Below are 17,204 nucleotides of genomic sequence, written 5' to 3' on the forward strand. Positions count from 1 at the left end.
TTTTTTGAATCGATGCAGCGTGTATCAGCCAAAGCGGCTCTGGCCGTGCCGACGCCATCGCGAGCAAGCCCGCTCCCACAGTTTGAGTTGCGATAGACCCGCGACCAGGCAGTAACCCGCCAACAGCGGATCGACCAGATAATCCCAGTAGTTCTCCGAAGCCTTGAGCCGCAAGGCGAATGCCAGGGTGCCCAGCGCCAGCATCCAGACGCAAAGGGCATTGCGTAGCCACACCAGTAACAACGCGGCAGCTGCCACCATCACGATCATCGGGCGCGGGTTGAAACCCCAACGGTAAGGGTCGACATACGTCAGCCCCAGCGTGGCCGGATACAGCAGCAGGCTCAGCCCACCGAACAGCATCAGCAGTTGCAGTTGATTCCTGGGCTCAAGCGCTTGCAGCAGCCCCAAACGGCAGAGCGCGACCCACGCCAGCAACACCAGGGTGCTGATGGCCAAGTCATCGGTGAAGCTGCGCACGTAGGCAGCCAGCGGCAGTTCATGCACGGGAATGAAGCTGAGCCCTGCCCACATCGGCAACAACCATGGCCTCCATCGCCGGGTGAATCCCAGCGTGCTGGAGAGCACAAAGCCCAGCAGCACAAAACTCAAATGGGCTTGCCACAACGACATCATCACAGACGCTCCGCGAGCCAGGCTTCGTTGAAGCTGACGTGTTTGATAAAGGTGTTATTCCAGGAGTACACCAAGTGGTACATGCCGTCCGGGCTGCGGCTGAAGTAGGGGTATTCATATTCGAATTCACAGCCACGGGGCTTGCACACGCGGTAGTCCAGGTTGCTCAGGAAACGTTGTGCCAGCGGCAGGCGCCGGGCCCCGCTGGAGGCGCGAAAGCCTTCGCCGATGATTTCTTTGTACACGTCGGGGGCGAACGGTTGGCCCTGCGGGTCAGGCGACTGGTCCAACTCGACCACGCTGCGCCACTGGCTGAGGCGGGCGTCGGTGCCGTAGAGGCTGAGCTTGAAGCGACCGTCTTGCAGGTCGTTGAGGGCTACCAGCAGGCCATCGTCCTGGGTGGCGACGGCTGCCAGCGACGAATTGGGGTTGGCGGGGGCCAGTGGGTAGGGTTCGCTCCAGGTTTGCCCGGCATCTTCGGTGCGGCTGGCCAGGACCCGGTGATGGGTGTCACCGGCATAGCGCAGCATCGCCACGGCGCGTTGGCCATCCTGCGGCACGATGGTCGGTTGCAGGGAATGCTTGCCGCGACTGATGCGGAATTTATCGATTACCGCACCGTCGGCGCTCAAGTACAAGTACTCGGCAAACTTGCCCATGAACTCGTGGTAAACCGGCAGGCCGATGGAGCCGTCGGCGTGAAACACCGGCGCGGCACGCACCAACGTGCTGATGTTGAAGAAAGGCGAGGTCACCAGTTGGCGCGGCGCCGACCAGTTCGCGCCCAGATCCTGCGAGACCATCACGTTGATCGCGCTGGTGGCCCAACCGCCGACCGACACCGACACATAAAACATCCACAGGCGTTGATCCGGCCCTAGCGCGATCACCGGGTTGCCCAGCTTGCGAATGTAGCGCTGGGTGCCATCGCGGGTGCTTTCACGCGTGGCCAATACCTGCTCGGCGCCCCATTCGCCGCTACGCGCATCAAACCGCGCAGTGCGCACCTGCACATCGGCGGCGCCTTCGCGAGAGCCGGCAAACCACACCGCCATCAGATCACCGCCGGGCAGGGCCGTCACGGAAGAGGAGTGCACAAAGTCGGTGAGCTGCGAGGACACAAAACGGCTGGTGTAGTGCGGCGTCGTGGCGGCTGGCGTATCGCTCGGGCCGGCTTGGGCAAATGGCGCCAGGGTATGCGGCGGATGGCTTTGCCAAGCGGCGAAAAATACCGCGAGCAGGCTGCAAATGATTAAGGCGGAGCGCATAGAGAACCTGTCGGAAAAGATTACTGCGCACGCTCATCCGGCAAGCGCTTCCTGCGGCCGGTGAGCATGGATAACGGCAGGTTGTCCTTCACCTGGATACTTTCAAATACGGCCGCCAGCACATGCACGCACACCAGCGCCAGCAACACATTGGCGGCGCTCGCGTGGACTTGCAGCGGCCAGTCGGCGCCCCATAGCGCGTCCACTTCCTGCATCAGGAAACCGCTGACACCCAGTGTCAGAAGGGCCGTCAGCATCAACACCATCACCAGCGCACCCAGCGGCGAATGGCCCAAGCGATGTTGCGGGTTGCGGTTGAGCAGGGAGCGCACGTGGGCCTTCAGCCGTTTTGGTGTGGGCCAGAAGTCTGCCCAGCGTGCGCTGCGCGGCCCGACGAACCCCCACACGGTGCGCACCAGCAGCCAGGCCATGGCGTAATAGCCCAGCCAGACATGCCAGGTATCGCCCGCCTCATTCAAGGCGTAATTGGCGATGAAGACCCCGGCGATCGACAGATGAAACAGCCTGACCAGCGGGTCCCACAGACGCAGGGAGTCGCCCGGCATATCAGCCCTTGATCTCAGTCTTCACGGCTTTGCCGGTGACCGGGTCGTGGTAGATCTCGACCTTGCGCTTGTCTTTGTCGAAGCCGTAGATCTCGTAGCAATTGCCGTCGGTGACTTTGAATTTGCTGATCGTGTAGCCGTCGGCCTTGAGCTTGTCCTGGAAGGCTTTTTCGTCTTGCCATTGTGAACGCTCGGCGGTGGTGCACTGCGGGCCGGCGACGGCCAGGGGGCTGGCGAGAATCAGGGACAGCAGGAGAATTTTGCGCATGGAAAAGCTCTCAGCAAATGTGGGAGGTTTCACAGTGCAAAACCAACCTTAGCGCAACCTTAGTTGGCAATGCGCCGTAACATCTTTGCCGAAATAGCCAGGGCCAGAACCCGGCATGATGCGGCCGTTTCCTACAGAGATTTCGCTATGCGCCTACTCCTCGTCGAAGATGATCGTGCCCTCGGCCAGGGCATTCGCGTGGCGTTGGGCGCCGAAGGCTACACCCTCGATTGGCTGCACGATGGCCTCGCGGCCCTGCATGCCCTGCGCACGGAGAGCTTCGACCTGTTGCTGCTCGACCTCGGCTTGCCGCGCCTCGATGGTCTCGACCTGTTGCAGCAATTGCGCGCCGCGCAGCACGATATCCCGGTGCTGATCCTCACCGCCCGCGACGGCACCGCCGAGCGCATCGCCGGGCTGGATGCCGGCGCGGATGACTACCTGATCAAACCCTTTGATGTCGAAGAACTCAAAGCCCGCGTGCGCGCTCTGTTGCGCCGCAGTCAGGGGCGTGCGCAACCGATGCTCGAGCACGCGGGCATCAGCCTCGACCCGGCCACCCAGCAAGTGCGCTACCAGGACGCCGACATCATCGTCACCCCGATGGAATACCAACTGCTGCACCAACTGATGGTGCGCCCCGGCAAGGTGGTGACCCGTGAACGCCTGTCCCGTGCGCTGTATGGCTGGCAGGATCGGGTCGAGAGCAATACCTTGGAAGTGTTGATCCACAACCTGCGCAAAAAGTTATCCACCGAGCTGATCCGCACCGTGCGCGGTGTTGGCTATGTACTGGCGCTCAAACCATGACCTCGCTGCGCGCGCGCATCCTCGTCCCTGTGTTGCTGCTGATCCTGGCGGGTGACGCCCTGATCAGCTGGTTGGTGCTGCGTGACAGCCACCACGAAATCGAAGAAGTCTACGACGCTCAACTCGCCCAGAGTGCGCGCCTGCTGCAAGGCGTGTTGCGCCAGCGTGACCCCGGCGAAGCGGATTGGGACCGGCTGTACCAGGCGTTTGACCAGGCCATGAGCCGAGTGGGCGAGGATGGCGTGGCCCACCCCTATGAAACCCGCCTGACGTTCCAGGTCTGGAACAGCGCGGGTGAATTGCTCGTGCGCTCCGCCGAAGCCCCCGTGCTGGCGGCGCCGCCCGCGACCCTCGGTTCCCACGACCTGATGGACAACGGCAACGACTGGTGCGCCTTCCTCCTGGCCGACCCGCAGCAGGGCCTGTTGATCTGGGTCGGCGAGCGCGATGACATCCGCCAGGACCTGATCCAGCGCATTGTGCGCCACACCCTCTGGCCCACGCTGATCGGCGTACCGCTGCTGGCGCTGTTGATCTGGCTGGTGATTGGCTGGGGCTTCAAACCGCTGCGCCGCATGGCCCTGTCCATCCGTGGGCGAACCGCCGAGACCTTGCAACCCTTGCACCTCAAGCCCTTGCCTGGCGACCTGGAACCCATGCAAACCGCGCTCAACCGCCTGTTGGTCCAAGTGGATGAACTGCTGGACCGTGAACGCCGTTTCATCGCCGACGCCGCCCACGAACTTCGCACGCCGCTGGCGATCCTGCGCATTCACGCCCAGAACGCGCAGAGCGCGATCACTGAAGAACAGCGGCGCGAGGCCTTGGAATTCCTGGTCAACGGCGTCGACCGCGCCACCCGCATCGGCAGCCAACTGCTGACCATGGCACGCATCGAACCGCAACTGAACAACCCCGTATGTGAACGGGTGCAACTGACCGAGCTGGTGCGCGAAGAACTCGCCGAGTTGACCCCGCTCGCCCTGGAAAAAGGCGTGGACCTGGTGCTCGAAGGCAATGAGGCTTGCTGGGTAGCCACCGAGCCGGTGGCGCTGGCCATTGCGTTCCAGAACCTGGTCACCAACGCTCTCAACTTCTCCCCTGCGGGCAGCGAAGTGAAAGTCGTGATCGGCAGCCATTGCCTGAGCGTGAAAGACCAGGGCCCGGGGATTGACGAGGCGCAGATGGAGCGCCTGTTCGAGCGGTTTTACAGCCGAGGCAATGCCAATGGCGCGGGGTTGGGGTTGGCGATTGTGCAGATGATCGTCGGCAAGATCGGCTGCCGCTTGGCGCTGCATAACCGCGAGCGGGGCGGGTTGTGCGCGCGGTTGGTATTTGAGAACACCTGAAGCGGCCGCACCTCCTATCCCCTGTGGGAGCTGTCGAGCCCCAGCGAGGCTGCGATGGGATCACCTCGGTATGCCTGGCAGGCCCCGATGCTCGTATCGCTGTCCTTCGCCGTTTGCGCGCGAAAGGCTATGCGAACACCACGCCGTTGAAGGTGTGGGTACAGCAGTCGCAGGACGGTTCCATCTGCTCAGCCGTCAGCTGTGGATTGACCTTTTGCAACAGCCCGGCTTCGTCGACCCACAGGCCGCTGTAGTAGCTGTTTTCATCCGTTCTCACGTCATCCTGCTTGTCGCTTTCATGTAGCGCAACCATCCAGAATATGGGCTCTGGGCGATCCAGGCGGGCTTTGGCTTCGCTGAAAACCTGATCCCATGGGTGGCCGACCTTGGATAGAAGAAACCGGAAGAGTGGGGTGTAATCAAAACCGTGTTGTTGATGGCTGTGCATTGACCCACGGTTTGACAGTTTGTCTTTTTCGCTTTTGGTGTGTCGTTCATATCGGTAAGCCCGACAACTGCCGTGGCGCACGCCATGGGTTCGGGTGTTGACCGAGCGGTAGAGGAGGGGCTTTTTCGGTGTAGGTTTCATTGCATCAAGACGCCTTCTTGGGTTGCTTTGGCGGCGGTGGCCAGGCGCCTTGGTAGCGGAAGGAGATTTGGTAGTCGAAACGGCTCGGTTCTATAACATGCCGGAAATGCGGTTGGAGAATCGCTATCCAGTCTGGGAGTACATCGAACCCTCCGGCATAGATTTCAGGTTCATCATGTAGGTCCAGTGCTTTAAGGATGCCATCGTCCTCATCAAGGTTTGCAGAGTACTCGTCCGCTTCTAAGTTTTCGGTTTGTTTGTCAAACCATTCCAGTCTTATCTTCATCACCATGATTGACTCTCTGTTTATTTTCTAATGCGTCGTTCATCTTTCGCTGGACCCCGCCGCTCGCCGGTATAGGGGTCAAATGAACCTAGGTGTTTAACATCGCTGTATCTGTAGACTTCCAGCTCACCTTTTTCTGAATCCCACTCAAAAAGTCTACGCCCCTTAGCATCCTTCCAACGCTCACGAAGGCCGCTACCATCCTTTTTTGGGGTTTTCCTCTTTTGCTTTATTAAACCTGGGAAGCCAGTAATGTCCTCGGTCCTTGGCGCTGCAAAGTAATCATGATCCGGATTTCTTAAGCCTTTACGTGGCTCATTCACCACCACATACAGCGGCCGAACCCCCGACTCCACCGGGAATACCAGAATAAAATCCCGATACTCCGGCGGGTAAATCGGGTTCACCAGAATCTGCGCCGCCTTCTCCGTCGGTGGGTAAATCCAGATCACCGGCGCCTGCGGCGCAGCCTCCAAGGCGGGAGTACCCAGCGTGTCACCTGGGTCAACGGCGGGCGTCCAGATCAGCTCCACGCCTTCATCCAGGTCCGCCACAAACTGATCGCCACGGGTTTGGAACTGCACCACATCGATCATCTGCCAATCGGCATGGTTGCCCGTGTAAAACCCATACCCCTTGAGCGTGCCGTCCTCGCGTTGCTCTATGTGCAAGCGCACCTGCGAACGCGCCCGTTGCATCGAACGCAATTGCTCCTCGCTGTAGAGCGCGCTGTCACCCAGCTCCGACGGCCAAGCCAGTGCCACCAACCCTGCCAACAAGCCTCCCGCGACAGACCCGACGGCAGTGGCCGCCGACTCCAGAACCGCCGAACGCAACGCCAACTGTCCCAAGCCTGCAGGCAGTGCGCTGCCGCCGATCTTGCGCAAGGCAACCGCCCCTCGGCCATCCACCTCACGCCCACCCAGCAGGCTTAAATGGGCGTACTCCTTGATCAGCTCCAAGGGGATGTAACCGGTGGGGTTGAAGTAGTGGGTGACACCGTCAGGCAGTTGGCAGGGCTTGATGAAAACGCAGCCAGGAGGCTTGGCTAGCGTAGGGGCCGGGGCAGGGGGCGGCTCGAAAAAATCAACAGCCGGCGAGTACGACACACGCGATGGCTGCGGGATCAGGATCCGATGTTTGAGTAGTTGTTCTTCGGTGGGTGGGTAAAAGCGCTCTGACATGACCGGCTCACTTCCTTGTGCGAGGGAGTGAGCCTAAGAGGGGGGCTCAGAGGCTGATGTCGGCTTAATTCGGTGGTTGGTGTGGGAAAAGTGGACTGATACTTGAGCGGGTGTCTCTGTTCCGAATACTTCGATTATCGTTTGCTGCGTTTGCGTTGAATCCCACCGAATTGCATAACGCCGGAGCTGCATCATGATTACCCACACGATCATTCCGCTGGAAAAAGAAGTCGAAGCGGCTGTGCAAGACCTGCGCGAAGTGGCCTCGCTCCTGTCGACCGGATTTCAAACCCAGCGCATCGATATCTTTGACAAAGAAGACAAACCTCACACCCTCATACTCCCACCTTCAGCGCTGCATCTGCTTGTCGATATCCTAGGCGAATTGGCTAGCGGGAATGCCGTGAAGGTAGTCTCGGCGAATGCCGAATGGACCGCGAGGGAAGCCGCCGACCTGCTTGGTGTTTCACGCCAGTATCTGGTTGAGATTCTGGAAGAAGGTGCTATTCCTTTTACAAAAAGGGGGAGCCATCGGCGGATTCGACTTTCGGATTTGATAGCGTTCAAGCAGCAGCGAGGTAAGAAAAGCCAAGAAGCAATTGAGGAGCTAGTGCGGCAGGCCCGGGAGTTGGGACTGGGGTATGACGAATGAGGTGTTCGAGCTTTATTTAGATATACGTCGCTGATGCCCTTGCCCTACGGAGTTTCGAGGTAAGTCGATATCTGCCGAGCGCGCTAAACCTGTCTTGTTCAAAACGGATGAAATCGAAATATATAAATTTAGATGCAGTCATACTTCTCGTTGTGTTTTTTATATTCTCGGGCGAGGTGGTGTTAAGTGGTATGTATTAATTGTTGTTCGTGGTAGGTTTTTCTGTGGGTTTTATAATGGTCCAAAAATTTCGAGTGAACTTTTTTGAAAGCTGAAATTGATAGGTGTGGGTTGAGTTTTATATGAGGTGCCAGTGCTGGTAGGAATAACTGGTTTTGTTTTTTATATTTGCTGGATTGCAATATTAATTATGTTGGTTTCTATCGATGTGACTAGTATAGAAACGGGCGTGAGCCCGTTTCATTGGTTAGCGTTTTAATCTGTTGGTTTTCATTGCGTACGGAGTATCATAGGCGCTCGTGACAAAACCAGCACCCATTGCTAGAGGTGTAGCCCTAATTACTAAGACACCATCCTCAGTGTCGACGTTCTTTACGATAATTAATGCTGCTATGAACCGGTGGCCGACAAACGAGTCGTATAAAGCGGAGGATCCAAACATATGGCGAGTATTAGCTGAAAATCTAATTTCTATATTTTTGGCTTTTGCATAAATTACTCGATCCTCTTCGTTTTCTATTGTATCCCCTCGCTGGAAACGAAATCCGCGCATGCAGAAGCATATAGTGCCAGGAGCTATTAAATCTTTGATTTCAGTTTTCGACCATATGGCGCCCAACTCAATAGGATTACTTGCCTCTATCAAGTCGTCGATGGCTTCGCAGTACATATGATGGAGTCGGTGCGCTTCGTCGTATTCAAGGCGGTCATAAATGGTAGTTAGAAAGCGGCTCTCCTTTTTTTTCTTAAGAATGGGTATCCCAATTTTGTCTGTGACGCCAGTTGCTATCAAGATTGAATGTAATGTCTCATCAAATTTTATTCCATGAGCCTTCATTATTTGCGGGAGACGTTGGTGGTTTATATAAGTCCATACTGCTTGGTTTAAATTTGCTTGAGAGGTCATTGCATGGGAAGCTCTCTTTGATACTTCATCTTCCCATTTTTTTTTTGGTATCTCTTAAACGTTCTGGTGTTAGGTTTTTAGAAAGCTTATGGATTGTGTGAGCTTCATCGTGGCAGTTAGCGCATATGACGACCAAATTTTCTTCGTTATTGTTTGAAGGGTCTTCATCAATGTGATGGATTTCGACTGGTCTTTTAGGGACTCTACATACGCAGCATGTTCGCGCTGATTTATAAAGAAGTATGTTTTCTATTTTTTTTGAGAATGGCTTTCTGGTTTTTTTTGCGAATGTCTCTTGAACAGTCATTGGCAGAGTCCTTTTTATGCCGGGCGTGGCTTAATGCTATCAGTGGCTGAGGGGGAAGCGCTACACTTATGCGGAGGGACGTATGAAAATCTTCGCTTATTGGTGTTTCATTGGATGCAAAGTTGACGATCAATGAGTGCTCTCGAGTGGCATTGATAATGTGAACCACAAAAATGAGCTACCAATGGTGTGTCTGGTTGCATGACTTTTCCTCCGTCCTAATAATCAGCGGCCGGACAGGATAATGCGAAAAACGATAGACCTTTTTGTGCCCTTACGTCTGTGCCATTGCGGCTATGCGTGAGAAACCTGCGGTGCTGTCTGGCTCCTACCGTCCCGGTTTCTCAGTCCGAAGCAAAGCTGCCACCCATTGCATGAGAAGCGAATATGGCAGCTCTCCTACACTAGGGGCTCAAGCGACGAGCGCTTCTAATAGGTCGCATTCTCGCAGTACTGTCATTTTTACTTCCACCCAATCCATAGGTGCCCAATGATCACCTATTCCTCAACAAAAACCTCGGTATCGTCGGTTTCTCAAAATGCTGCAAACGGCCCAACCTCCACTGGCTATTCCTCGTCAATACCGGCGGGCTTATCCGCGATGCCTTGGAGCATGTTTCTCAGCTATCGCACTGTTCCAAAATGCATCGCATTGGACGCAGACATGGACACGGGGCGGATCGTTTTGCCTGGACGGCGCATTATCTGGGCGAGATGGCGAAGGCGGTGGTGGATGGTTTGGCGAATGGGGTGACGGAGGAAGTGGTTGCTGTGTAAGTCTGTGGTTTGATGGTGCGGGAGGAGGGCGTCATCGGGAGCAAGCCCCCTCCCACATTTTGACCCGGAACATCTGATGAATCGTGTAGGCAGTAAAAAAGACCTTGGCGCGCCAAGGTCTTTTTTGAGCGCTGATCAGCCCAGCAGATGCCTGGAAATCAACCGCGAGATTTCCACAATCGACGTCTTCCCCGAGAACTCAAACCTCACCTTCCCCAACGACGAAAAGTAAATTTCCAACTCCGAATCCAGATCAAACGTCCCGGACGTTTCCACCGAATACGCCACGATGTTTTTATACGGCAGCGACGTGAAGTCCTTCTTGCTGCCGGTAATGCCCTGCACATTTACCGCGATGATGCGTTTGTTGGTAAACACCACCCCATCACGCATGGCTTTGTAGGCGTCGATCACTTCCTCGCCGTCCAGCAGCAGGGCCGAGACGCGCTCGGCGTACTCGTTGTTTTGCTTGAGCTTGAAGAAGCCTTTGTTGTTGAAGTCGATCATGTGCCTGTCCTTGTGTAAGTGCTGCAATAAGCGCTCGCGCCTGTATGACGTTTTGCTCGCAGATCTGTATCTAACGGCCCGCTTTTGGACGCCCTAACATGGTGGCCAACCCCGCACCGCAGGCCAAGGATTTCACGCCGGCCGAATAACAATCCAGGAGCCCAACAATGCCTGAAATGTCCAACTGGCTGGCCTATGCGCTGATCTCACTCGGTATGGTGCTCACGCCCGGTCCGAATATGATTTACCTCATTTCCCGCTCGATCTGCCAGGGCCGCACCGCCGGGTTGATTTCCCTGGGCGGCGTGGCTTTGGGCTTTTTGGTTTACATGGTGTGCGCGGCGTTGGGGATCACGGCGTTGGTCATGGCGGTGCCGTTTGCTTATGACGCGCTGCGTTTCGGCGGTGCGTTGTATCTGGCCTATATGGCCTGGCAAGCGGTCAGGCCCGGTGGGCGCTCGCCGTTCCAGGTGCGCGACTTGCCCCAGGACAGCCCGCGCAAGCTGTTCACCATGGGCCTGGTGACCAACCTGTTGAACCCCAAGGTGGCGGTGATGTATCTGTCGCTGCTGCCGCAGTTCATCGACCCGAACGGCCACGGCAGTGTGCTGATGCAATCACTGGTGCTGGGCTTTACGCAAATCATGATCAGCGTGAGCGTCAACGCAGTGATTGCCACCATGGCGGGTTCCATCGCGGTGTTTTTCGTCACCCGGCCGGGATGGCAGGTGGTGCAGCGCTGGATGATGGGCTCGGTGTTGATGGGGCTGGCCGTGCGGATGGCGGCGGAAGGGCGGCGGTAGGTCGCCGCACGGCGGGTCAGTGTTTCACTGAATGTCTTTCAGGTAATGCTTGAGCGTAGTCAGCGGCTCGCGCAGTTCATCCAGCTGATCTACGTTTTGCACATCCGCCGCCAACCGCTGCAATTCACGGCCCATGACCGTGTCGGCACCGCCCAATGCCTCAAGTGCCTGATCGATACACTCCGCTATTTTGGATTGAATAGCGGCCAGGTTCCCCTGCCGCACCAGCAACCCAAACACCTCCCGCTCATACCCGCCCATCGCTGGATCATCCCGCAGAAGCGGGCTGCCGCCGTCCGTCTCGTGCACCAGCTTCAGTGCAAACAGCGCAACGGCTTCCAGCGTCAACTCCATGGTCTTGGTTCCTAGGGCATTGGGGGAGGGCGATGATCACTGTTCCGCACAGGAAAAAAAAGACCCCAATGCCGCGAACTGCCAGGGTCGCGGCCCCGTAAACCATTGAAGACCTGCATCTGTTCGCTCCGTGCAGACGCAAGGTCAACGGTTTGAGACGGCCGGCGACCTCAAGACAAATGCCGACCCTCAGATCCACAGATCATTTACCGCGGTACGGTCACCCCCTTCATGCCCGGTATTCAAGATCCCCCGTGGCTCGATCATCATCAGCTTGGCTTCCCCTTCGGCAGCCGTCCGATGCTCGACGCCACGCGGCACCACATACAACTCGCCCGGCGCCACATACACCGGGCCGTCTGGCAGGTCGATACGCAGCGTACCTTCCAGCACCAGGAAAGCCTCGTCGGTTTCGGGGTGGGAGTGCCAGATGAATTCGCCTTCGATGCGTACGACTTTGAATTGGTAGTCGTTCATCTCGGCGACGACGCGGGGGCTCCATTGTTGGTCGATGAGGGAGGCTTTTTGGGTGAGGTTTATGGGGTGTGTGGGATGGTGTGGGTGGGCCATGACGGGTGCTCGGGTGGGTGAGGACTGTCAGGTTAGCGAGGGAGGGGGCAGGAGGGCTTGAACGATCCTGCAAGTTGGGGAGGGCGGGGGGAGATCACGCTAAAGAGCACTCAAATCAATATTTGCGCGCCGCCGTACCGCGCACGTACCGCGCCGGCGGGTTGCCTAGTGTCTTGCGGAACATCGCGATGAACGAGCTCACCGATTCATAACCCAGCGTTTCGGCGGTTTGCTGCACCGATTGTCCTTCTGCCAGGCTCTGCAGTGCGACGATGATCTGCCATTGCTTGCGCCATTGACCGAAGGTCAGACCGGTTTCACCCTTGATCAAGCGTGCCAGCGAGCGTTCGCTCATTGCCACATGTCGTGCCCACTCGGCCACGGTGGCGCGGTTTGACGGGTCTTGCGCCAGGCCACGAGCGATCGCGCGTAACTGGTGGGAAGCGGGTAGGGGTAAGTAGAGCTGTTCCGAAGGGGCCTGCTCCAGTTGCTCGAGCAGCACACCGGCCAGACGGGCGGTGGCGCAGTGGCCTTGGTAGTTCTGCACCAGGCCACTCAGGTGGCGAATCAGTTCCAGGATCAGCGACGACAGCGCGAGCGTGCAACAGTGTTCCGGCATAGAGGCGGCGCCCGGTTCCACAAATAGAAAGCATACCTGCCCATTCGCGGTCACCCGGTTGCTGTGGGCGACACCGCCGGGAATCCACACGCCGAACCCGGAGGGCACCATCCACACACCGTCCTCCACGGTGCACACGATACCGCCATGGTACGCCACCACCAGTTGGCCCTTGCGGTGTTTATGCTCGACGGATTCGCTGTCGTTACGTTGGGTTTCCAGCATCAACGCCACGGCAGGTTGTGAGAGCGCGTCAAATTCAAAATGGTCAACGTGATAGCGATGGATGTCGGCCATGAGGGGTGTCCGAGGGTTGGCTGGATCTGATTATATTTTGGCAGTGTAATCAATATCGGCACGAATGCTCGTTGCTTATGCTTTCAACAAGGCCACAACGAGACGGCCCCTGACGCGACGACCCTCCGACTGCCGGTGCACGCATGCTTAGCGAAGTTTCCATCGCCAATCTCTATGTCCCTCCCTTCTTGATCTACCTGGGCGTATCGACCCTTGCTTACCGACTTATCGAGCGGGTTTTCCGACGCTGGCTGGATTGGGCCTGGCACCCGACGCTGGCGCGTTTTTTCGTCTCACTCATCGTCGTTTCGGCCTTGATCGTGAACTGCTGAGGAGGCCATGTATGTCTATCGTCAAAACTTTAAAGACCGCGTTAACCCTGTCGCTCGGCGTACTGGCGCTGCTGTTTTGCATGCAGCTTTGGCGAGCTTACGTCCTGGCACCCTGGACCCGGGATGGACGGGTCAGCGCCCAGGTGATCCGCATCGCGCCGGAGGTGTCCGGCCAGGTCGAGCAGTTGCTGGTGGGCGACAACCAATGGGTCAGCGCGGGTGACCTGTTGTACCGCATAGACGCGCGTGCCTACCGTTTGGCGGAGCAGCAACGCACGGCTGAGCTGGCTGAGGCCCGCAGCGTCTTCGAACAACGCAGCGACCAGTTCAAACGGCGGACACGTCTGGCTGATGCGATTGCCCGTGAAGAGATCGACAACGCGGCGCGGGCTATGGCGGTAGCCAAGGCGCGCCTGGATGTAGCACAAAGCCAGTTAGCCCAGGCCCGGCTCGACCTTGAGCGCACTGTCATCCGCTCTCCGGTGGATGGCTACGTGACCCAGCTTCGCCTGCAACCCGGTGATTATGCGGTGGCCGGCAACACCAACGTTTTTGTGGTCGACAGCCGCAGCTTCTGGGTCACCGGCTATTTCGAAGAGACCAAGCTGCCGGGCATCCACCTGGGGGCGCCGGTTTCGATCAAGTTGATGGGGTTCGCCCCGCTGCTCGACGGGCACGTGGCGAGCATGGGCCGAGGCATCGCCGATGGCAATGAGCTGCGCAGCGACAGCGGCCTGCCGCAGGTGAGTCCAACCTTCAGTTGGATACGGCTGGCGCAACGCGTGCCGGTGCGTATTGAGTTGGACAAAGTGCCCGACGGCGTCGAACTGGCCGCAGGCATGACGGCCAGTGTCGAGGTGATGGAGACCGAACCTCGCTGGCGGCTCACTCGCTGGTTGCAGGCGTTCATGTGATGACCCGTCACCTGATACGACTGATGGGCGCGATCCCCCGCCCCTATACGTCCGCTAGCTTCGGCTACGTGCTGCGCAGTATTACTGCTGCGGGGCTGGCCCTATGGCTCGGCTTCTATTTGCACCTGGATTCGCCGTTCTCTGGCGCATCGACTGTCTTGCTGTTGGTGCACCCCACTCAGGGTGCGGTAGTAGGCAAGGGCTTGAACCGGGCCATTGGTACGCTGGTGGGCATGATCGCCGCCCTAGTGCTGACGGGTTTATTCGCCCAGCAGATGTTGCTGTACATCCTCGGCATCGGCCTATGGTTGGGCCTGTGCGTCGGTGCCATGACCCTGCTGAAACACTACCGGGCCACGGCGGCGGTGGTGGCTGGCTACACCGTCTGCCTGGCGTTGGGGCCCGCGCTCGTCGCGCCTGAGCAAGGGTTTGACCACGTCATCACCCGCGGCACGGCGGTGGTGCTGGGCGTGTTCAGCCTGAGCCTGATCGCCACGTTGTTCAGTCGCAAGACCTCGGAGCAGACAGTCCGCCTTGCCTTGTCCGACGTATGCGCCCGCACTGCCCGGCTGCTGGCGGCGCAGTTCTCGGGTGAACCATCGCCGCAATTGGCTGGGGAGCAACGTCAGCTTGCCATCGACATCGGCAAGGTCGATGACCTGCTCGGAATAGCCTGGGGAGAGTCGTCGCTCATTCGCACCAGGATGCTGGCGATTCAGGTCGGCCTCGCGCAACTTCAAGCAGCGATTCTGAATGCGCCCCTGAGCAAACCCGAACTGGAAATCCAATCGGCCCTCGCCGATGCAGGTAGGGCGTTGCAGCATTTAGGCGAAGGCATCGCAAACACATCCTATGGGTTCGCGACGGCGGCGGATCAGGCAGGTCGCATACGTATAGGCCGCGATGGTGACTTGGGCAGTAACCTAAACCCCAACTCGATGTTGCACAGGGAACGCTCGCAGGAACAGCTGGCGGACTTCGCATGCGCCTTGGAAAGTTGTTCAAGCCTCGACCGCAAGGCATACGTAGCTGTGCGCAACGTAGGTTTTCACCGCAATTATCCGGACGCGGCACGCAACGGCCTCCGCGCGCTGTTTGCCACGCTGGCCGTCGGCGGGCTCTGGTACCTGACCGCCTGGGACCAGGGCCCGACGCTTCTGGCTGTGCTGGGGCCGTGTTGCACCTTGCTGGCCGTCGCCGCAGCCCCCATCGACGGCATCTCCGGTTTCATCCGGGGCACGCTCTATGCCGTGCTGGCGGCCGCGGTGTGCAAGTTTCTGTTGTTGCCGCATATCAACGGCTTTCCGCTTCTGTTCATGACGCTTGCCATGTTCTGGTCGTTCGGCATTCATGCCACGACTCAACCTCGCCAAACGCTTCAAGGTATCGCCTACCTGATTGCGTTCAATACGCTGGTCAGCACCGGTGGGACTGCCCACTACGACTTCGCCGAATTTGCCAATCAGGCGCTCGCCTGGTTCGCCGCGATGCTCATTTCCTTATTAGCCTTTCAAATCCTGCCCAAGGATGCCAACAAACAGATCCTGGCGCTCAAAGGCGCGTTGCATAAAGAAACGCGTCTGTTGCTTCGCTATGGGCAGCGTATCGATCAGGGTAAATGGCAGGCGAAGCAGCAGCACCGCATGGTGTCCCTGAAGAATCTGCTCGGCCCGGACAATCAGCACGACTACCAGGTGGGTTACCTGTCGCTTCAACTGAGCCGTGAACTGGGACGGCTACAGCGCAAGGCAAGCCGCGTGGACCCCGCATCCCCCATCGCCAAGTGCGCACAAGCAGGAATACGACGGATCTCTCGCTACGCCCATGCCCCGTCAATTGGCGCGGCCCAGGCACGACGAACGTCGAAGTCGATGACGAGGCTCGGCGCCCATCACTTGGCGGCGTGCTATCAGGACCTGGCCTGGTTGTTAGAGCGATACGCGAACACTACCAATCCCAGCGGAGCGCCCCGCAATCGCAGCCGGCTTCAGGGGCGCAAGCATGGGGTTCGTGGTTCCCGCATTTGCGTTTCAACCCACGTAGGTGACATGAAATGAGAAAACTGACTTTGTGCATGGGGCTTGTATTGATGGTGTCAGCTCCGCTGATCGCGCAGGCCGAAGGCGGTGCCGAGGCGTTGGCGCGATGGCATCAGCAGAACAAGGATGGGGGGGAGCGTGGTCATCGAGGGGAGCATTTGCCGAAGGATGCGAAATTTCAGGGAGGTGGCGACAGCGGTGGTGGGTGACTGGGCGAGTGGGGAGGGATTAGGGGGGCGAAGGCAATTTTGTTGGCCGCGCACTTTTCTACAGGCGAAAAAAAAGACCTTGAATTTCAAGGTCTTTTTTTAAGATGGTGCCCCGAGGGAGACTCGAGTAATAGCATAACTGTATAATTAACATAGTTTTTTGCATGTGTACACTTCCACGTTGTACCGTGAAGTGTACATCCTACCTGCCTCCAGTAAGGACTGGTGTGGATGGAAGCTTGATTGGATTTCTCCATCCAATTTCCGACGAGCTGTGAATGATATCTACAAAAAACTGGTTACGGATAGACTCCCTGGTCTACCAAAAAATGCCGAACCGACACATGGCGAACTTTCGCGATTAGTCGGGCGTCATGAGTACAGCAAGCGTTATCTTGATGAACTCCTCGTTTCGATCGATCGTGTCCAGGGCGCCCCGAACATTGTCGGCGACGTCCGCCGATCCGCGCATCTCTACCCAGTTCGAAAGCTCCATGATGGCGGCCTCCAGGGCGAGCTGGTTTTCGTTGATCTTAAATAGCAGGGAAGGGAGTAAGTCTGAGTTTGGCATTGTGCAATCCTCCGTGAAATTTTCAGCGTAGCAGGGGGATTACTGACCTCGGTAGGGAGTTGCGCATGGTCGGAAGGACGCCGGGAGGATGGTGCATCCACAGTCGATTGCTGCCAGTCACGAAGGGCCGCAGTCGACCCAAAGCTGACGGTCGGATTGGCTCAGATTCAAATTGAGCAAGCCGGCCGCTCACCCAACCTCTCTACCAAC

23 protein-coding genes are annotated in these 17,204 nt (G+C 57.9%); 9 read left to right on the forward strand and 14 right to left on the reverse strand.

The genetic code is table 11. The features are described from left to right. Positions 1–24: 24 nt before the first annotated feature. From DK870_RS25650 to DK870_RS25665, 4 genes are read right to left on the reverse strand one after another with little or no spacing between them, the layout of a single operon-like run. Positions 25–636, reverse strand: coding sequence for a hypothetical protein (locus DK870_RS25650; RefSeq protein WP_161550058.1), 612 nt, complete (start codon positions 634–636; stop codon positions 25–27). Beyond that, positions 636–1,904, reverse strand: a complete 1,269-nt coding sequence (locus DK870_RS25655; protein WP_161550059.1) for an exo-alpha-sialidase — start codon at positions 1,902–1,904, stop codon at positions 636–638. The genes DK870_RS25650 and DK870_RS25655 overlap by 1 nt, the downstream gene beginning before the upstream one ends. Before the next feature lie 20 nt (positions 1,905–1,924). Beyond that, on the reverse strand, positions 1,925–2,470 hold the full coding sequence (locus tag DK870_RS25660) for a cytochrome b/b6 domain-containing protein (protein ID WP_161550060.1): 546 nt from the start codon (positions 2,468–2,470) through the stop codon (positions 1,925–1,927). Between the two features lies 1 nt (position 2,471). Continuing rightward, complete coding sequence (locus tag DK870_RS25665; protein WP_060754343.1) at positions 2,472–2,738, reverse strand: PepSY domain-containing protein; 267 nt, start codon at positions 2,736–2,738, stop codon at positions 2,472–2,474. Positions 2,739–2,885: 147 nt separating this feature from the next. Here DK870_RS25665 and DK870_RS25670 point away from each other — a divergent pair, with 147 nt between their 5' ends. Then, the gene (locus tag DK870_RS25670) at positions 2,886–3,548 is read left to right on the forward strand and encodes a response regulator (RefSeq protein WP_060754342.1); all 663 of its coding nucleotides are present in this window, start codon (positions 2,886–2,888) and stop codon (positions 3,546–3,548) included. Then, complete coding sequence (locus tag DK870_RS25675; protein WP_161550061.1) at positions 3,545–4,897, forward strand: sensor histidine kinase; 1,353 nt, start codon at positions 3,545–3,547, stop codon at positions 4,895–4,897. Before DK870_RS25670 ends, DK870_RS25675 begins: the two co-directional genes overlap by 4 nt. Positions 4,898–5,024: 127 nt before the next feature. Here DK870_RS25675 and DK870_RS25680 read toward each other — a convergent pair whose 3' ends face one another. The 3 genes from DK870_RS25680 to DK870_RS25690 all read right to left on the reverse strand — a co-directional run bounded on the left by DK870_RS25680 (position 5,025) and on the right by DK870_RS25690 (position 6,956). Continuing rightward, entirely contained in the window at positions 5,025–5,345 is a 321-nt protein-coding gene (locus DK870_RS25680) for a hypothetical protein (RefSeq protein ID WP_305988033.1), read from the reverse strand. Between the two features lie 145 nt (positions 5,346–5,490). Further along, complete coding sequence (locus tag DK870_RS25685) at positions 5,491–5,778, reverse strand: colicin E3-like toxin immunity protein (protein ID WP_161550063.1); 288 nt, start codon at positions 5,776–5,778, stop codon at positions 5,491–5,493. A 14-nt stretch (positions 5,779–5,792) separates the two neighbouring features. After that, entirely contained in the window at positions 5,793–6,956 is a 1,164-nt protein-coding gene (locus DK870_RS25690) for an S-type pyocin domain-containing protein (protein WP_161550064.1), read from the reverse strand. 193 nt (positions 6,957–7,149) lie between these two features. Between DK870_RS25690 and DK870_RS25695 the strand changes: the two genes are divergently transcribed. Continuing rightward, positions 7,150–7,608 (forward strand): helix-turn-helix domain-containing protein, encoded by a 459-nt coding sequence (locus DK870_RS25695; RefSeq protein WP_161550065.1) that lies wholly within the window; start codon positions 7,150–7,152, stop codon positions 7,606–7,608. Between the two features lie 427 nt (positions 7,609–8,035). On the opposite strand, the gene DK870_RS25700 is transcribed toward DK870_RS25695, so the two are convergent. Both DK870_RS25700 and DK870_RS25705 read right to left on the reverse strand, forming a co-directional pair. Next, positions 8,036–8,695 carry a hypothetical protein gene (locus DK870_RS25700; RefSeq protein ID WP_161550066.1) on the reverse strand — a complete coding sequence of 220 codons (660 nt, stop codon included), beginning with the start codon at positions 8,693–8,695 and terminating at the stop codon, positions 8,036–8,038. Between the two features lie 25 nt (positions 8,696–8,720). Then, positions 8,721–9,002 (reverse strand): HNH endonuclease, encoded by a 282-nt coding sequence (locus DK870_RS25705; RefSeq protein ID WP_161550067.1) that lies wholly within the window; start codon positions 9,000–9,002, stop codon positions 8,721–8,723. 483 nt (positions 9,003–9,485) lie between these two features. Here DK870_RS25705 and DK870_RS25710 point away from each other — a divergent pair, with 483 nt between their 5' ends. Continuing rightward, positions 9,486–9,779, forward strand: a complete 294-nt coding sequence (locus tag DK870_RS25710) for a DUF3077 domain-containing protein (protein WP_090368679.1) — start codon at positions 9,486–9,488, stop codon at positions 9,777–9,779. 135 nt (positions 9,780–9,914) lie between these two features. Here the strand turns inward: DK870_RS25710 and DK870_RS25715 are convergent, their stop codons facing one another. After that, positions 9,915–10,286, reverse strand: a complete 372-nt coding sequence (locus tag DK870_RS25715; RefSeq protein ID WP_161550068.1) for a PH domain-containing protein — start codon at positions 10,284–10,286, stop codon at positions 9,915–9,917. A 167-nt stretch (positions 10,287–10,453) separates the two neighbouring features. On the opposite strand from DK870_RS25715, the gene DK870_RS25720 reads away from it, so the two are divergent. Continuing rightward, entirely contained in the window at positions 10,454–11,089 is a 636-nt protein-coding gene (locus tag DK870_RS25720; protein WP_060754338.1) for a LysE family translocator, read from the forward strand. Between the two features lie 24 nt (positions 11,090–11,113). Here the strand turns inward: DK870_RS25720 and DK870_RS25725 are convergent, their stop codons facing one another. From DK870_RS25725 to DK870_RS25735, 3 genes are all read right to left on the reverse strand, one after another. Beyond that, a complete protein-coding gene (locus DK870_RS25725) occupies positions 11,114–11,443 on the reverse strand; it encodes a hypothetical protein (protein WP_161550069.1) in 330 nt (109 codons plus the stop codon). A gap of 189 nt (positions 11,444–11,632) precedes the next feature. Then, positions 11,633–12,013, reverse strand: coding sequence for a cupin domain-containing protein (locus tag DK870_RS25730; RefSeq protein WP_161550070.1), 381 nt, complete (start codon positions 12,011–12,013; stop codon positions 11,633–11,635). Between the two features lie 115 nt (positions 12,014–12,128). Further along, positions 12,129–12,929, reverse strand: coding sequence for a helix-turn-helix domain-containing protein (locus DK870_RS25735; protein ID WP_161550071.1), 801 nt, complete (start codon positions 12,927–12,929; stop codon positions 12,129–12,131). Between the two features lie 143 nt (positions 12,930–13,072). Between DK870_RS25735 and DK870_RS25740 the strand changes: the two genes are divergently transcribed. Genes DK870_RS25740 through DK870_RS25755 form a run of 4 tightly spaced genes read left to right on the forward strand, consistent with a single transcriptional unit; the run spans position 13,073 to position 16,423 of the window. After that, the gene (locus DK870_RS25740) at positions 13,073–13,261 is read left to right on the forward strand and encodes a DUF1656 domain-containing protein (RefSeq protein WP_161550072.1); all 189 of its coding nucleotides are present in this window, start codon (positions 13,073–13,075) and stop codon (positions 13,259–13,261) included. An 11-nt stretch (positions 13,262–13,272) separates the two neighbouring features. Then, on the forward strand, positions 13,273–14,175 hold the full coding sequence (locus DK870_RS25745; protein ID WP_161550073.1) for an HlyD family secretion protein: 903 nt from the start codon (positions 13,273–13,275) through the stop codon (positions 14,173–14,175). Next, the gene (locus DK870_RS25750) at positions 14,175–16,232 is read left to right on the forward strand and encodes an FUSC family protein (protein ID WP_161550074.1); all 2,058 of its coding nucleotides are present in this window, start codon (positions 14,175–14,177) and stop codon (positions 16,230–16,232) included. The genes DK870_RS25745 and DK870_RS25750 overlap by 1 nt, the downstream gene beginning before the upstream one ends. Continuing rightward, entirely contained in the window at positions 16,229–16,423 is a 195-nt protein-coding gene (locus tag DK870_RS25755; RefSeq protein ID WP_161550075.1) for a hypothetical protein, read from the forward strand. Before DK870_RS25750 ends, DK870_RS25755 begins: the two co-directional genes overlap by 4 nt. Before the next feature lie 361 nt (positions 16,424–16,784). Here DK870_RS25755 and DK870_RS25760 read toward each other — a convergent pair whose 3' ends face one another. Further along, positions 16,785–16,994, reverse strand: a complete 210-nt coding sequence (locus DK870_RS25760; RefSeq protein ID WP_027605401.1) for a hypothetical protein — start codon at positions 16,992–16,994, stop codon at positions 16,785–16,787. Positions 16,995–17,204: the final 210 nt, after the last annotated feature.

It is taken from the genome of Pseudomonas sp. Q1 (assembly GCF_009935975.1).
In the GTDB taxonomy this organism is placed as follows: Bacteria; Pseudomonadota; Gammaproteobacteria; order Pseudomonadales; family Pseudomonadaceae; genus Aquipseudomonas; species Aquipseudomonas palleroniana.

Coding starts and splice junctions, on each gene's coding strand:
- DK870_RS25650 (WP_161550058.1), bottom strand. CDS start 636: ATGATGTCGTTGTGGCAAGCCCATTTGAGTTTTGTGCTGCTGGGCTTT.
- DK870_RS25655 (WP_161550059.1), bottom strand. CDS start 1,904: ATGCGCTCCGCCTTAATCATTTGCAGCCTGCTCGCGGTATTTTTCGCC.
- DK870_RS25660 (WP_161550060.1), bottom strand. CDS start 2,470: ATGCCGGGCGACTCCCTGCGTCTGTGGGACCCGCTGGTCAGGCTGTTT.
- DK870_RS25665 (WP_060754343.1), bottom strand. CDS start 2,738: ATGCGCAAAATTCTCCTGCTGTCCCTGATTCTCGCCAGCCCCCTGGCC.
- DK870_RS25670 (WP_060754342.1), top strand. CDS start 2,886: ATGCGCCTACTCCTCGTCGAAGATGATCGTGCCCTCGGCCAGGGCATT.
- DK870_RS25675 (WP_161550061.1), top strand. CDS start 3,545: ATGACCTCGCTGCGCGCGCGCATCCTCGTCCCTGTGTTGCTGCTGATC.
- DK870_RS25680 (WP_305988033.1), bottom strand. CDS start 5,345: ATGCACAGCCATCAACAACACGGTTTTGATTACACCCCACTCTTCCGG.
- DK870_RS25685 (WP_161550063.1), bottom strand. CDS start 5,778: ATGGTGATGAAGATAAGACTGGAATGGTTTGACAAACAAACCGAAAAC.
- DK870_RS25690 (WP_161550064.1), bottom strand. CDS start 6,956: ATGTCAGAGCGCTTTTACCCACCCACCGAAGAACAACTACTCAAACAT.
- DK870_RS25695 (WP_161550065.1), top strand. CDS start 7,150: ATGATTACCCACACGATCATTCCGCTGGAAAAAGAAGTCGAAGCGGCT.
- DK870_RS25700 (WP_161550066.1), bottom strand. CDS start 8,695: ATGACCTCTCAAGCAAATTTAAACCAAGCAGTATGGACTTATATAAAC.
- DK870_RS25705 (WP_161550067.1), bottom strand. CDS start 9,002: ATGACTGTTCAAGAGACATTCGCAAAAAAAACCAGAAAGCCATTCTCA.
- DK870_RS25715 (WP_161550068.1), bottom strand. CDS start 10,286: ATGATCGACTTCAACAACAAAGGCTTCTTCAAGCTCAAGCAAAACAAC.
- DK870_RS25720 (WP_060754338.1), top strand. CDS start 10,454: ATGCCTGAAATGTCCAACTGGCTGGCCTATGCGCTGATCTCACTCGGT.
- DK870_RS25725 (WP_161550069.1), bottom strand. CDS start 11,443: ATGGAGTTGACGCTGGAAGCCGTTGCGCTGTTTGCACTGAAGCTGGTG.
- DK870_RS25730 (WP_161550070.1), bottom strand. CDS start 12,013: ATGGCCCACCCACACCATCCCACACACCCCATAAACCTCACCCAAAAA.
- DK870_RS25735 (WP_161550071.1), bottom strand. CDS start 12,929: ATGGCCGACATCCATCGCTATCACGTTGACCATTTTGAATTTGACGCG.
- DK870_RS25740 (WP_161550072.1), top strand. CDS start 13,073: ATGCTTAGCGAAGTTTCCATCGCCAATCTCTATGTCCCTCCCTTCTTG.
- DK870_RS25745 (WP_161550073.1), top strand. CDS start 13,273: ATGTCTATCGTCAAAACTTTAAAGACCGCGTTAACCCTGTCGCTCGGC.
- DK870_RS25750 (WP_161550074.1), top strand. CDS start 14,175: ATGACCCGTCACCTGATACGACTGATGGGCGCGATCCCCCGCCCCTAT.
- DK870_RS25755 (WP_161550075.1), top strand. CDS start 16,229: ATGAGAAAACTGACTTTGTGCATGGGGCTTGTATTGATGGTGTCAGCT.
- DK870_RS25760 (WP_027605401.1), bottom strand. CDS start 16,994: ATGCCAAACTCAGACTTACTCCCTTCCCTGCTATTTAAGATCAACGAA.